The following is a 14,336-nucleotide window of genomic DNA, read 5'->3' on the forward strand; positions in this document are numbered from 1 at the left end:
CATAAATCATATTTTATTCTTTTTGTTTTGTAAAAAAGAAAAAGTTGCTATAAAGCAACTTATTTCCTATTTGTATTCTTACGGGAAAACGAATACGATTATAGATATTTGGGACATGCTTATCATATCATAAATTTTATAAAAATGTTTTCATATTATGAAAATTATCTATCATGAAAATAAATTTCTATTGTAAAATAAACCTCATCTTCCTGATTTCTTCCTTCAACAATATAACGATGACCATTTTCAGCCATAAAAAGTTTGACTTTTTCCAATGGTCTAATTTCTTTACGATATTGAATATTCAAATCACTGATAAAACACTGATGATGTTTATCAAAATCAATTAAATCCAATGCCCACTCAACATAGCGTGTATTGTTCATATGCTGATTAATATCAACATCACTATATAGAACTTTTCTTTCTGTCATATATTGGAATTCTATATCTTTTTGAATAGCTGGTGGTAATTCTAATAAATGCTCCAAAGGCGCTTCTGGAAAGGTAATCCCTATTTTTTGTGGTGAAACCATTCTTCTTTTTTGAATATCTAATAATGTCCAAACAGAAGAACATGTGCCAATCAGACGATTATCTTTTTTAATATAATAATATCTTGGAAAACTCACATATGTTCCTTTAGAAATCGTTGTTGATAATTCAATACAATCTTGATAATGAATAGGTTCATCTAAATGAAGATACTGTTTAGCCACAACCCATCCATATTTTGACATCATATCATAATTCCATACACCTAACTTCATAGCGCTCTCTGTTGCAATTTGAGCAAAACGATTTAAAAGATGATGAAAGAAATATTCTCCCATATCATCAACTTCATTAATTTCAATAACACGTGTTTCATAACTCTTTAAATCTTCCATATTTTCACTTCCCTAGTGTCTATTATAATAAAAATTCATAAAGATTTCACATATTTTCATTTTTTTCTAGGCGAAAAGCAAAATTATATGTATAATAGAGAAGTATGAAAGGAAGTTTAGTTTATGCAGGAAATTTTTTCATTAGTTCTATCGTTTGTTTTAATAATTATTTTTCTTTGGTTTACATATTCTATCGCTAACATTATTGTTACGTTTTTTCGTTGTCGTAAACAAGATCATTCTTTACAGCTTTGTTTAAATACTGGTGGTCTTATTTTTTATGTGATTTTAACTATCATTTATTTGATTGCTGTTATTGGTGGTATTATTGCTGTTGTATATGGAATCATCACTTCTCGTTCATCATTTTTCCATAATGGATTAAATGCAGCAGCACTATTAACAGTTGTTTATGCTTATTTTCTTTCAACAATTGTGTTAGTAGGTCGTAAAAACTTAATGGTAGGAAGAATGCTGATAGATTATCGTAAACTGAAAAAAGTGAATTTCACTTATAACAATAAAGTTACATTTGTTTATGCTCAAAAAGATTATAGTTTCCCAACACGTTTTGTTGATAAGACAAAATTAAGAAAAATGATTTCTCGATAAAATAAAAACACGAAGCTCGTGTTTTTATTTTTGTATTTCAAACTGACTATAATATAAATGATGATAAAAGCCATTCTTTTTCAATAACTCTTCATGTTTTCCCTGTTCAATAATTTGTCCATGATTCATAACAAGAATCTGATCAGCTTTTTGGATAGTTGATAAACGATGTGCAACAATAAAGGTTGTACGTCCTTCCATCATTAAATCAAACGCTTCTTGAATTTGCTTTTCAGTACGTGTATCAATTGAACTTGTCGCTTCATCTAAAATCAACATTGGTGGTTTAACTAACATAATACGCGCAATGCATAATAGCTGTTTTTGCCCTTGTGATAGATTTCCACCTTCTTCGCTAATCATTGTATCATAGCCATCTTTTAACTGAATAATAAATTTATGTGCATGAGCTTTTTGGGCTGCTTCTATAATTTCCTGATCAGTTGCCTCTTTTTTTCCATAAGCAATATTATCCCTAATACTCCCTTGAAATAACCAAGAATCTTGTAAAACCATTCCATATAGACTTCTGACATAATCACTGCTCATATCCTGAATATCAATGCCATCAATGCATATTTGACCATGTTGTGGCTGATAAAATTTCATTAATAAATTAATGAAAGTTGTTTTTCCACATCCTGTTGGTCCTACAATTGCAATAGTTTGCCCTGGTTTTGCTTCCACATTGAAATCTTCAATCAATGGTTCATCATCTCGATAAGAAAAACTGAGGTGTTGAATCTGGACATGTCCCTGAATATGCGAAAGTGTTTTCGTTGAACCCTGTTTAGGACTTGAATCTATATCTAATAAATGAAAAACTCTTGAAGCACAAGCCAATGCTGTTTGTAATTCGGTAAAGACATTAGAAATTTCATTAAAAGGTTTTGTATACTGATTGGCATAACTTAAAAAACTTGATAAAGCTCCAACACTCATAGAGCCACCAATCACATATAAAGATCCTGCAATACAGACACTGGCATAAACAATATTGTTGACAACTCTCGTGCTCGGATTGGCTAAAGCTCCTAAAAACTGTGATTTAACACCACTGACATAAACACGCTGATTGATTTCTTCAAAGCGCTCCTGATTTGTTTGTTCATAGCCATAAGCCTTGACAACTTTAACACCACCAATCATTTCTTCTACATAAGCACCAAGTTCTCCTCTTAAAGACAGCTGTTCTTGAAAATACTTATATGTCTTATTGGCAATAATTGTTGCTACAACCAATGATAAAGGTGTTAAAACAATCACAATCAATGCAACTGTTGTTTGAATATATAACATAAAACAAATCGTTCCAATAATAGTCGCAATCCCATTAAATAAATGTGTAAATCCCTGTAAAAGACCATCACCAATTAAATCTATATCATTAACCATACGACTTAACAGATCACCATGAGCATGACTATCAATATAACTTAAAGGCAATGTTTCATATTTTTCAAATAATTGATCACGTAAATCTTTTGTAATCGCATATGTCATACGATTAGATAATCTCACTACCAGCCAATCAAAAATTTCCGCAATCAGAACACTTCCCAATATCCAAATCATTTTTTGAAATAACAAATCAAACGCCACAAGTCCCTGTCCAATAATATGATCAACAGCCTGTCCAATAAAAACAGGTGTCAACAATGTAAAAACAATCTGTCCTGATGAACATAATAAAGCACAATATAAATATTTCATATACGGGCGACAAAATGATAATAAACGCTTCATTGTTTTGATATCCATTTATGCCACCTCCTTAGACATTTGTGATGTGACAATTTGTTGATATATTTCACAAGTTTTCATCAACTCATCATGTTTTCCCATTCCCACTAATTCTCCATGACTCAAAACAAGAATCTTATCAGCATGCATAATTGCACTGACACGTTGAGAAACAATAATTGTTGTTTGAGGAAGTGTGGCAATGGCTTTTCTTAAAGCAGCATCAGTCGCAAAATCCAATGCACTGGCACTATCATCTAATATAAGAAGTTCAGGATTTCTCACCAATGCTCTAGCAATCGTTAAACGTTGTTTTTGACCACCAGAAAGATTATGTCCACCTTGTGTAATATGACTATAAATGCCATCTTTCCACTCATCTACAAATGATGCCTGTGCCAAATGCAAGGCCTGTTTGACTTCATCATCGCTAGCATTTTCTTTAGCCAAACAGATATTTTCTTTAATCGTTCCTGTAAAGAGCGTAGCCTGTTGTGGAACCAAACCAATCATCTGTCTTAAAGAAAATAAAGAATAATCTTGAATAGGTCTGTTCTTGATATAAATTTGTCCTTGCGTCGCTTCATAGAAACGAGGAATCAGATGGATGAGAGTTGATTTTCCTGAACCAGTCCCGCCAATGATTCCAATTGTTTCTCCTTGATGAATAGAAAAAGATATATCATGCAATGCATGGCTCCCCTGATATGAAAAACTGACATGATCAAATGTCACCAATGGACCTTCTTGATTATCAATAAGACATTTTCCATCCTGAATAGCTGGTTGAATAGCTAAAACTTCCTGTACACGTTTATAACAAGCTGTTGCTTTATTATAAATGACTATCACATTAGCAAACGCAAACATTGATAATAGAATTTGATTCATGTAATTGATTAATGCTATCACTTCTCCCTGAGTTAAATATCCCGCATTGACCTGTAAACCACCTGCATACAAAATGACCAAAATAGCACAGTTGACAATCACACTGGTACTTGGATTTAAAAGTGCAGAAAGTTTTCCAACCTGTATTTGCATATCTTTTTGTCTTTGAGTTGCCTGTTGAAAACGTTCTTTTTCTTGTTTTTGTTTAGAAAAAGCGCGAATCACACGAATACCTGCTAAATTCTCACGGCAAATCAATGATACATGATCCAGTTGTTTTTGAATTTTTAAATAAAGAGGCAGGGATTTTGACATCACTCCATATATCGCTAAAGCGAGTATTGGTGCTGCACAAATAAAAATCAAAGCAATCGGTACTGAAATACGAAAAGCCATGACTAATGAACCTAAAATTAAAAATGGTGAACGTGATGCCAAACGAATCGTCATCGCAACTGCCAACTGTAATTGATTCGTGTCATTAGTGATACGTGTCATTAATGATGGAATTCCAATTTCATCTATATCTTCATAATCATAAGCATGAATCGCTTTAAACATATCATTTCTTAAATAAGTTCCAAATCCCTGAGATGTTTTTGAAGCAAAATACTGACACACCAAAGCACAAGCATATCCTAATAAAGCTAATGCCAATAATAAAAGGCCACGCTGTAAAATGTATTGTTGATCTTGATGTAAGATTCCATAATCAATAATATCTGCCACAACAATAGGTACAATCAATTCAAAAAAAGCTTCTATCAATTTAAAGAAGAAACCCATAACAGCTTCTTTACGATACGGTTTTAAATATTTCATCCACATGCTTTTATCATTCCTTTTCTTGATTTATTATAACGAAAATTGTATTATATGTATAATATATATAAAATATAATTGGTATACTTTTAGGATATGGTGATTCAATGGATATTAAACAGATGATTTATTTTAAAACAATTGTAGAAGAAGGAACAATTTCTAGAGCAGCGAAAACTTTACATATGGCACAACCCCCTTTATCTATGCAACTGAAACAATTAGAAGAAGAACTCGGTGTGACTTTAATAAAACGTGGACATCGAAAAATAGAATTGACTCAAGCTGGAAAAGTCCTTTATAAAAGAAGCTTGCAGATGATTTCTTTAAATGAGATGACATTTCATGAAATCCAGGATATGCAAAATGAAGTTTTAAGAATTGGGATCACATCTTCTAATTCCAATATTCTTCCAAGTTGTTTAGCTCAAAATCAAAATCTAGCCCATGTTTCTTTTCGCATCTATGAAGGAAGTACTTATGAAATCATAGACTTATTAATGACACATCATATTGATTTAGGTATTGTGCGTACCCCTTTTGATCAAAGCCAACTGCATTGTCAGGCGTTTTTAAAGGATCCTATGGTCGCCGTTGGTATTCCTGAACTTTTACATTCCAACATGACACATATGTCAGACTATCAAAATAAACCATTAATTATTCATCAGCGTTATTTATCACTTATTACTGATTATTGCCTGAATCTTCATTTTCATCCTTATATTAAAATTACATGTGATGATTCAAGGACATCTTTACAATGGGCTCAAGCTGGTTTGGGTATTGCGATTGTGCCTCAAAATATCCTTACTTTCTATCCAGACTCCAAACTGAACCATGTGATCCTTGAAGATGAAGTTTTAAAAACAGATTTAACATTAATCACACGTCCTCATGAAGTCTTAAATGCGTCTTTGCAGACACTTATTGAATTATTTGCGAATCAGCAGAAAGGATAATATTTATGCAGCTATCTCAATTCCCACAATTTGAAATTATGATTTTACATCTATTGAAACAACAAGATTTTTCTGGTGAACACATTTATCAGATTTTAAATAAACACTTTCAAATTATTGAAGGAGATATTCTTATTTCTCTTTTCTTTCTTCAAGATACACATCTTATTTCAAGCTATTCATTAGAAAACATTGTTTTCTATCATATTGAAGATCCTGGTCTTGTCAGATATACAACATTAAAAAGAGAATATCAAAATATTCATCAGTCTATGGAGGCATTATTACAAAATGAAAAAACAAAAATTCAATAATAAAAATACTAAAAAATATTATCATCAATTATATACAACATTTCCATTACACAATGTTCAAGAAAAAAAGTTTCTCACATTCTTCAAAACAAGATTACATGAATATGAGCGACAATATCCTGATTGTTCCTATCAGGACTATATATACCATTTTGGACTACCTGAAGATATTGTTATTGATTTTTATCATCACTACGATCATCATTATGCTATTACACATATGAAATCTCGTAAAATTCTTCAATATGCTTCTATCATTCTTGTTCCTTTAATAATGGCATGTATTATCTATGTCCTTTATACAACTTATCTTTATTATCAAAATTATATAGAAAGCTATCCTCTTTATCAGGAGGAAATTATCTATGACTATGGTGATATCCCCATGTATGAATAAATACTGGGATATTTTTTTATTTCATATCATTGGAACACAAAAAAAGCCATTGATTTGTCAATGACTTTCATTAAGAAACATGATCTCTTATTTGTTTATCTAAATCAATATTAGGTAATGTAAATCCTCTACCTTTAACACTATGTATTTCACTACCAATAATAAATGCAGTTGGATCAATTTCCATAACCAAATCATTAATAACAGGATATTCTCTGTTATTGACAACACATAATACTGCTTTTTGCTGATCATGGAAATATCCTGTTGTGACATTGACAAAAGTACAACCACGATCTATTTCTTTAAAGATAGCTTCAGCAATTTCTTCATGATGAGCAGAAATCACAAGTACCTGAAGATTTCTTTCTCCAAAGATTGTCACTTTATCTAATACAATAGCTGTAATAAAGACTGTGATAATTCCATATAAAATACCTTCAAAGCTCGTAAAGAATGATTGTCCCAGTAAAACAACAACATCAAATAAATAAACACAGACTCCAAGTGAAATATGAAGTTTTTTATTCATAATAATAGGTGGTATATCCATTCCTCCTGTACTATACCCTACTCTAAATACAATGCCACATCCCAGTCCAGTAAATAATCCAGCATAGATGGCTGATAATAACATATCTGAAGTTAAATGCTGAAGTTGTGGAATGGCTTCAAACATTGCTAAAAAGAATGGAAAAATCAAAGAACTTAGTATTGTTCCAGCAGCAAACTTCTTACCCAAAACAATAAATCCAAGCAATAACATCACCATATTAATGACAAATACAACAGTTGCATAATTGACTGGAATAAATTCACAAATAATCAAAGCAATCCCTGTTGCTCCTGCAACAATTAAGTTAGATGGAACAGCAAATACAGCGACACCAAAAGCCAGAATTAAATTGCCTAATAACACAAGCAATGTATCACGTACAAGATGTTTTGCCTGATGCATTAGTCATCCTCCTTTACCATTGATTTTAAATAGGCATAAATGCATTCATCCAAATCCCCATCTAAAATAGCTTTAGGATTATTAGATTCATAACCACTACGATTATCTTTGACCATAGAATATGGATGTAAAACATAAGAACGAATCTGACTTCCCCACTCGATAGCCTTTTGTTCCCCTTTAATTTCATTAAGCTCAGAAGCCTGTTTTTCTAACATGAGCTGATATAATTTAGATTTCAACATAATCATAGCCTGTTCACGGTTTTGAATCTGTGAACGCTGTGATTGACAAGTTACCACAATGTTTGTTGGTAAGTGCGTAATACGAATTGCTGAATCTGTTTTATTAATGTGCTGTCCTCCAGCTCCCGAAGCACGATAGGTATCAATACGGATATCATGAGGATCAATCTCAATTTCAATATCATTATCAAATTCTGGCATGACATCCACAGAAGCAAATGATGTATGACGACGTTTTGACGCATCAAATGGCGAAATACGCACCAGACGATGAACACCTTTTTCAGCTTTTAGATGTCCATAGGCATTATATCCCACAATACGCAAACTGACTGACTTCAATCCCGCTTCTTCTCCATCCAAGTAATCAAGGACTTCAATTTTCCAACCTTTTTTATCAGCATATCTTTGATACATACGCATCAACATGGATGCCCAATCCTGTGATTCTGTTCCTCCAGCACCTGGATGAATTTCCAATAACGCATTATGATGATCATATTCACCTGAAAATAAAAGCGTTTTTTCAAAATCATCCATTTCTTTTTCAAATGTTAAATAATCTTCATCCAAAACAGCTTTAAAGTCTTCATCATCACTCTCTTTGACATATTGATAAGTTTCTTCTAATTCATCTAAAGCTGTTATTAAATGATCATATGTATCAGCTTTCTTTTTCATTTCATTTAATTGATCATATATTTTTCTAGCATGGTCTTGATCATTCCAGAAGTTTTCATCCATTGTTTGAACTGTTAAACCTTCAATTTCTCTTTTTAAACCATCAATATCAATCGAAATAAAGAGTTCATTGAGTAAAGAACGGGCTTTTTCAAGCCCATTCTTCATTTCATATAATTCCATTAATCTGCTTTAAACTCCAATTCTATCTGAACAGCTGGAATTTGTTTTTCCTGTTCACTACCAGGTGCAATACCCATATGAACAATATTTCGTGTAATATCTTGAGAAATTGATTTTGTCATTTCTTCAAACATGTAGAAGGCTTCTTCAGTATATTCTTGAAGTGGATCTCTTTGGGCATAAGCACGCAAATAAATACCATTTCTTAATTTTTGCATAGCATCAATATGATTAATCCATGTATGATCAATAACCCCTAATAAAACTCTTCTTTCATAATCCAATTTCACTTCTGCTGGTAAATCTTTATTAAATCTATTTTGATATTGTAAATAAATCACTTCAGATAAACTTGTTGATAATTTCTTTGCATCATGTTGTACTGCTTCTTTATTTTTAGCTATTAACGTAGCTAATAACATATAGTTTTTAGAAATATAGTTTAATGCTCCATCAACATCCACATTATCTTTTTTACCATCATATTTTGTAAATTGACGTACTGTATGTTCTACAGCCTGATCAAACATACCTCTTACAATAGGTCCTAAATCTGTTTGTGACATAATATCATCACGTTCTTTGTACATAATTTCACGTTGTTGACGCATCACATCATCATATTGTAATAATTGTTTACGAATATCAAAGTTCTGACCTTCAACACGTTTTTGTGCATTTTCAATAGATTTTGTGACCATCTTACTTTCAATCGCTTCATCTTCTAAGAAAGATCCCATTCTATCTTTCATCTTTTCATTTGCGAATCTTTGCATCAATTCATCTTCAAATGATACAAAGAACAATGAACATCCAGGATCTCCCTGACGACCAGAACGACCTCTTAACTGATTATCAATACGTCTAGACTCATGTCTTTCACTTCCAATAACCATTAATCCTCCAATTTCAGGAACACCTTCACCAAGTTTAATGTCAGTCCCACGACCAGCCATGTTCGTTGCGATAGTTACAGCTCCCATAACTCCAGCTTTTTCAATAATCAAAGCTTCTTTCGCATGGTTTTTCGCATTTAAGACATTATGTTTAATACCACGTTTATTTAACATCTTACTTAATAATTCTGATGTTTCTACTGAAACTGTCCCTAATAAGATCGGTTGTCCATAACTATGTCTTTTTTCAACTTCGTCACAAATAGCTTTATATTTAGCAGCCTGTTTAGCGAAAACCAAATCTGGTTTATCATCTCTAATAACTGGTTTATTTGTTGGAATTTCTACAACACGCATATTGTAGATTGTTCTGAATTCTTCTTCTTCTGTTTTTGCAGTTCCTGTCATCCCCGCTAATTTATTGAATAAACGGAAGAAATTTTGATAAGTAATTGTCGCTAATGTCACTGTTTCCTCTTTAATCGGAACTCCTTCTTTAGCTTCAAGTGCCTGATGCAACCCATCACTATATGCACGACCTGGCATCACACGACCAGTAAACTGATCAATAATCATAATGCTGGCATTTCTGATATCATGGCTTCCATCTTCAGTTGCAATCATATATTCTACATTCAAACTCATTGTATAGTTAGCTTTTAATGCCTGATTGATATGATGCACCAAAGCTGTATGCTCAGGATCATATAAATTCTTAATCTTAAAAGCTTTTTCTGCTTTAGAAATACCTTCTGCAGTTAAAGCAACAGTTTTACTTTCAATATCAACTTCATAATCTTTATCTTCACGTAAAGATTTGACAAACTTATCAGCTTGAATATATAAAGCTGCGGTATTTTTCTTACCACCAGAAATAATCAATGGTGTTCTTGATTCATCAATTAAGATAGAGTCAACTTCATCAACCAATGCAAAATTTAATGGTCTAAGAACTTTATCTTCTAATCTTGTCACCATATTATCTCTTAGATAATCAAATCCAAGTTCAGCATTTGTTGTATACGTAATATCACAAGCATGTTGTGTACGTTTTTCTTCTTTAGATAACTCTCTTTTATTTAACCCAACAGTTAAACCTAAAAATTCATACACTTTTCCATTGTCTGTTTTATCACGTTCAGCTAAATAATCATTAACTGTCACAACATGAACACCTTGTCCAGTTAAAGCATTTAAATAAACTGGGAAAATAGATGTTAATGTTTTTCCTTCTCCAGTTTTCATTTCTGCAATATCGCCATTATGAAGTGAAATAGCTCCCATAAGCTGAACTTTAAATGCTTTTAATCCTAAACGTCTAAACGCAGCTTCACGAACAGTCGCAAAAGCCTCAATTAATAAATCATCTAAAGTTTCACCTTTTTGTAGACGTTCTTTAAAAAGATCAGTCTGATGAGCCAATTCTTCATCACTCATTGCCTGATAACGAGGCTCTAAGTCCATAATTTGTAGTGCCTGCTTTTCTAACTTCTTTAATATTTTATTATCTTGTGAAAAAGCCTTTTTGATAGAACCTAAAAAACCTTTCTTTTCCTTTTGTGGTGTTGTATTAAATTCAATCGGTTGTGATGGTTTTTTCACCACATCATCAAATGTTTCTACAACAACATCTTCACCTAAATCATCGTTTAAATCCACGATTTCGGCATTAGGATTCAATCCAAGTTCTTCTAATTCTTTGGCTTCTTTCTTTTTTAATTGCTTTCTAATTTCTTGTTTTTTACTTGCCATGAATAAATCTCCTTTCATGCATACTGAAACATTTCACATTATAGCATATAATCTTAAGAAAACAAAGTAAATATCATGTAAAATTCATGAACAAAACAAAAAGAGATATGCTTTCTACATATCTCAATTTCATCAAATTTTCACAACATGTCTGGCTTGCAAACCTCGTTCTGTTGAATAAAGCTCAAACTCTACCAGTTCACCTTCATTCAAAGATTTATATCCATCTTGTATAATTTGACTATAATGAACAAAAACATCTTTTCCTTCACCACGATCAATGAACCCAAATCCTTTTTCAGCATTAAACCATTTTACTTTACCTTGCATATTCACAACTCCTTTACTTCATGGTTGTGTCCATTATAAATGATTGATTTTAAAAAAGAACGCAGATCCTGTCGATGACTTTCATTTTTCTTTCTATCAAAGTTTATCTTTTTTATAGTCATTTCCCTGGAAATTATATTTTTTTAGCGAATAAAGTTTGTATGAACTGATTCTTCTTTTTCTGGCAATCCTAGCTGCTTTTTACCTAACTGAATACTTTTGATAAGAAAAGCCATATTCTTACCTAAAGTACGCATCGTTTGTAATCCTTCCAAATCCTGTTGGACTTCTTCAGGTGTATTGCCGTGCACCATATTCCAATATTGACTAGAAACAATTGGCATTTGAGAAATTGTAAAGTATTTATTCAATTCATCAAAAGTAGCTGTTGTTCCAGCACGTCTGGCACTGACAACGGCGGCTCCAACTTTCATTGTTTTATCTGCCAAAGTACTATAGAATAAACGATCTAGAAAAGAAATCAGAGTTCCATTGGCACTGGCATAATACACAGGACTGCCAATAACAATGCCATCACTTTCAGCAAATTTCTTTGCGACTACATTGACTTCATCATCAAAAACACATTGTCCATTTGTTTTGCATTGACGACAACCAATACAACCACGAATATCTTTTTGACCAACTTGAATGATCTCTGTTTCAATACCTTCCTGTTCTAATGTTTTTGCAACCTCATTCAATGCCGTATAAGTACAACCTCTTGGACGAGGACTACCATTAATTAAAAGAACTTTCATTGTTTTCATCTCCTATTCTGACTCTATTATAATACTTTTTCCTCATATAGAAAATGATGAAAATGTACACTTCTTTATAAGAAATGTACATTTATATTGTTTGAAAGCTTTTTGTTGATAAGACTAATAATTCGATGCATTGAGGATGGCCTGTCTTAATGAGAGATAGACAAGCTGTTAATGTTGATGATGATGTAATCACATCATCAAAAATTAAAACTTTTTTCCCTTGAAGTTCTTCTGGATGATGAATACCTATTTTATGAACGACATTTTTTCTCTCTTCAAATGATAAGCCACTTTGTTTATATGCTTCTTTTTTATATAATCCTGTAAACACATGTTGTGAAAATGTATAAGCTATGGTTTCCATTGGAGCAAAACCACGTTTTTCATTTTCGACTGATGAACTCGGGGCTACTGCTATCAAATATTCATCATATTGTGTTTTGAACTTGGATAAATACGTACAAAGAAACGCATCTTTGAGGGCATAATCATAGAGTCCTTTATACTGATAGAGAAGTGTTCTAAAAAATTCATTGTATTCATAAAGAATCCTTAAAGGATAGTGATGAAAAGTTGTCTGGATATCAAGAACACGAAATTGTGATAAGCAGTTTTGACAAAGCGATAATGGGCAAAGAAGATGAGCTAAAGATATTTGTTTCAGGAGTGGCGCATGACAAATCAGACACTCATCTGATTGAGATCTTTGATTGTATGAATGCATTGTCTAATAGAGGAGGTATGTTCATTTGATAATATGTAAACATGACCTTGAGGATGAGAAATTTTACGCCCCACGCGTCCTGCTATTTGAATCAGTGTTCTTCGATCAAATAAATCATGTTCACCATGATAAACAATAACCTGTATATCTTCTATTGTGATTCCACGTTCTAATAATGTTGTAGAAACAATCACATCAATATCGCCATTTTTTAAAGCCATCAGATTATCTTGATTATGTTTGTGTATAGATGATACACCACGAACTCTTAAATGTGTATAAGACTGTAATTGACAAGCCAGTTTATCCACATCTTGAACGAGTGGTACAAAAACAATGACTTTCTTTTTCCATTTCTTAAGCAAAAATGAAATCAATAACACTTGTAAACAATGAGGACAAATGATCAGTTGAGGTACTGGAAGATCATAGCCATGGTATCTTCTATTCATAATTAGTAATTCTTCACCATCCATATCCTCTTTCACAAATGTAGCACTTAACTTAACATAATTTCCTATACAACAACGCATAAAAATTTGTTGTAAGACAGGATTGCCATAAAATGGAAAGGCATCCACTTCATCAGCTATCATCAAATGAAATCCACTTTTTTCAAAACGATAAAGCTGGTGCATAGTACATACTATCAATTGTGCATTGATATTTTCAATATGTCCACCATAAACCAGACCAATATCTATTTGATGAAAAGCTTCTTTTATTCTTTGATAAAGCTCTTTAACCAATTCTTTACGTGGAATACAGAAACATACACGATCCCCTCTTTGTAAGGCATATTGTATTAATTCAAAAACAATTTCGGTCTTGCCAGATCCACAAACTGCCAAGACTAAAGAATGATAATGATTTTGATAATTGTAAACCAATTGTCTAGATATATCCTGTTGGGATTTTGACAATTCAAAATCAAGAGAATATCTTACTTTTTGTGGAGGAAAACGTGTATGATCTTGAGTATATGGCTCATCTACCCAAACACGATGAAAAGCTATACATTGTCGGCAATAATACTTACCATGAAGCTTATATAAGCGTTTGACATTTTGATTATGGCATCTTGGACATTCCACTTTTCATCACCCACCTGTATCATAGCATAGATTCATCATTGAAAATCTCAAGTTTGTCTTCTTTTTTTC

At 32.3% G+C, this 14,336-nt stretch carries 14 protein-coding genes; 4 read left to right on the top strand and 10 right to left on the bottom strand.

The window, feature by feature from the left end; all coding sequences use genetic code 11:
• Positions 1-164: 164 nt before the first annotated feature.
• Entirely contained in the window at positions 165-893 is a 729-nt protein-coding gene (locus E0K96_RS01840; RefSeq protein WP_168080756.1) for an acyl-[acyl-carrier-protein] thioesterase, read from the bottom strand.
• A gap of 123 nt (positions 894-1,016) precedes the next feature.
• Between E0K96_RS01840 and E0K96_RS01845 the strand changes: the two genes are divergently transcribed.
• On the top strand, positions 1,017-1,505 hold the full coding sequence (locus E0K96_RS01845; RefSeq protein ID WP_087296804.1) for a hypothetical protein: 489 nt from the start codon (positions 1,017-1,019) through the stop codon (positions 1,503-1,505).
• Positions 1,506-1,529: 24 nt separating this feature from the next.
• Here the strand turns inward: E0K96_RS01845 and E0K96_RS01850 are convergent, their stop codons facing one another.
• Positions 1,530-3,266, bottom strand: a complete 1,737-nt coding sequence (locus E0K96_RS01850; RefSeq protein ID WP_168080758.1) for an ABC transporter ATP-binding protein — start codon at positions 3,264-3,266, stop codon at positions 1,530-1,532.
• Positions 3,267-4,961 carry an ABC transporter ATP-binding protein gene (locus E0K96_RS01855; protein WP_370519848.1) on the bottom strand — a complete coding sequence of 565 codons (1,695 nt, stop codon included), beginning with the start codon at positions 4,959-4,961 and terminating at the stop codon, positions 3,267-3,269. It abuts the gene before it with no gap.
• 107 nt (positions 4,962-5,068) lie between these two features.
• On the opposite strand from E0K96_RS01855, the gene E0K96_RS01860 reads away from it, so the two are divergent.
• The 3 genes from E0K96_RS01860 to E0K96_RS01870 are packed head-to-tail and all read left to right on the top strand — an operon-like array spanning position 5,069 to position 6,634.
• Positions 5,069-5,923 carry a LysR family transcriptional regulator gene (locus tag E0K96_RS01860; protein ID WP_168080762.1) on the top strand — a complete coding sequence of 285 codons (855 nt, stop codon included), beginning with the start codon at positions 5,069-5,071 and terminating at the stop codon, positions 5,921-5,923.
• Between the two features lie 5 nt (positions 5,924-5,928).
• Complete coding sequence (locus E0K96_RS01865; RefSeq protein ID WP_087244136.1) at positions 5,929-6,237, top strand: hypothetical protein; 309 nt, start codon at positions 5,929-5,931, stop codon at positions 6,235-6,237.
• On the top strand, positions 6,215-6,634 hold the full coding sequence (locus E0K96_RS01870; protein WP_087244135.1) for a DUF6120 family protein: 420 nt from the start codon (positions 6,215-6,217) through the stop codon (positions 6,632-6,634). The genes E0K96_RS01865 and E0K96_RS01870 overlap by 23 nt, the downstream gene beginning before the upstream one ends.
• Before the next feature lie 70 nt (positions 6,635-6,704).
• On the opposite strand, the gene E0K96_RS01875 is transcribed toward E0K96_RS01870, so the two are convergent.
• From E0K96_RS01875 to E0K96_RS01905, 7 genes are all read right to left on the bottom strand, one after another.
• Positions 6,705-7,592, bottom strand: a complete 888-nt coding sequence (locus E0K96_RS01875; protein WP_087244134.1) for a YitT family protein — start codon at positions 7,590-7,592, stop codon at positions 6,705-6,707.
• Positions 7,592-8,701, bottom strand: coding sequence for a peptide chain release factor 2 (gene prfB / locus E0K96_RS01880; RefSeq protein WP_087304505.1), 1,110 nt, complete (start codon positions 8,699-8,701; stop codon positions 7,592-7,594). Before prfB ends, E0K96_RS01875 begins: the two co-directional genes overlap by 1 nt.
• Entirely contained in the window at positions 8,701-11,349 is a 2,649-nt protein-coding gene (gene secA / locus E0K96_RS01885; protein WP_168080764.1) for a preprotein translocase subunit SecA, read from the bottom strand. Before secA ends, prfB begins: the two co-directional genes overlap by 1 nt.
• 132 nt (positions 11,350-11,481) lie before the next feature.
• Complete coding sequence (locus E0K96_RS01890; protein ID WP_087244131.1) at positions 11,482-11,679, bottom strand: cold-shock protein; 198 nt, start codon at positions 11,677-11,679, stop codon at positions 11,482-11,484.
• Between the two features lie 143 nt (positions 11,680-11,822).
• Positions 11,823-12,440: a flavodoxin family protein gene (locus E0K96_RS01895; protein ID WP_168080766.1), complete on the bottom strand. Its 618-nt coding sequence runs from the start codon at positions 12,438-12,440 to the stop codon at positions 11,823-11,825.
• Between the two features lie 91 nt (positions 12,441-12,531).
• Entirely contained in the window at positions 12,532-13,173 is a 642-nt protein-coding gene (locus tag E0K96_RS01900; RefSeq protein ID WP_168080768.1) for a ComF family protein, read from the bottom strand.
• Positions 13,131-14,267: a helicase-related protein gene (locus E0K96_RS01905; protein WP_168080770.1), complete on the bottom strand. Its 1,137-nt coding sequence runs from the start codon at positions 14,265-14,267 to the stop codon at positions 13,131-13,133. Before E0K96_RS01905 ends, E0K96_RS01900 begins: the two co-directional genes overlap by 43 nt.
• Between the last annotated feature and the right edge of the window lie 69 nt (positions 14,268-14,336).

It is taken from the genome of Massilimicrobiota sp. SW1139, from assembly GCF_012027715.1.
Lineage (GTDB): Bacteria > Bacillota_I > Bacilli_A > Erysipelotrichales > Coprobacillaceae > Allocoprobacillus > Allocoprobacillus merdigallinarum.

Excerpts from the sequence above, each read along its gene's own strand:
- E0K96_RS01855 (WP_370519848.1), bottom strand. The coding sequence starts at position 4,961 with ATGAAATATTTAAAACCGTATCGTAAAGAAGCTGTTATGGGTTTCTTC.
- E0K96_RS01875 (WP_087244134.1), bottom strand. The coding sequence starts at position 7,592 with ATGCATCAGGCAAAACATCTTGTACGTGATACATTGCTTGTGTTATTA.
- E0K96_RS01870 (WP_087244135.1), top strand. The coding sequence starts at position 6,215 with ATGAAAAAACAAAAATTCAATAATAAAAATACTAAAAAATATTATCAT.
- E0K96_RS01845 (WP_087296804.1), top strand. The coding sequence starts at position 1,017 with ATGCAGGAAATTTTTTCATTAGTTCTATCGTTTGTTTTAATAATTATT.
- prfB (WP_087304505.1), bottom strand. The coding sequence starts at position 8,701 with ATGGAATTATATGAAATGAAGAATGGGCTTGAAAAAGCCCGTTCTTTA.
- secA (WP_168080764.1), bottom strand. The coding sequence starts at position 11,349 with ATGGCAAGTAAAAAACAAGAAATTAGAAAGCAATTAAAAAAGAAAGAA.
- E0K96_RS01890 (WP_087244131.1), bottom strand. The coding sequence starts at position 11,679 with ATGCAAGGTAAAGTAAAATGGTTTAATGCTGAAAAAGGATTTGGGTTC.
- E0K96_RS01850 (WP_168080758.1), bottom strand. The coding sequence starts at position 3,266 with ATGGATATCAAAACAATGAAGCGTTTATTATCATTTTGTCGCCCGTAT.
- E0K96_RS01895 (WP_168080766.1), bottom strand. The coding sequence starts at position 12,440 with ATGAAAGTTCTTTTAATTAATGGTAGTCCTCGTCCAAGAGGTTGTACT.
- E0K96_RS01840 (WP_168080756.1), bottom strand. The coding sequence starts at position 893 with ATGGAAGATTTAAAGAGTTATGAAACACGTGTTATTGAAATTAATGAA.
- E0K96_RS01900 (WP_168080768.1), bottom strand. The coding sequence starts at position 13,173 with ATGCATTCATACAATCAAAGATCTCAATCAGATGAGTGTCTGATTTGT.
- E0K96_RS01865 (WP_087244136.1), top strand. The coding sequence starts at position 5,929 with ATGCAGCTATCTCAATTCCCACAATTTGAAATTATGATTTTACATCTA.
- E0K96_RS01860 (WP_168080762.1), top strand. The coding sequence starts at position 5,069 with ATGGATATTAAACAGATGATTTATTTTAAAACAATTGTAGAAGAAGGA.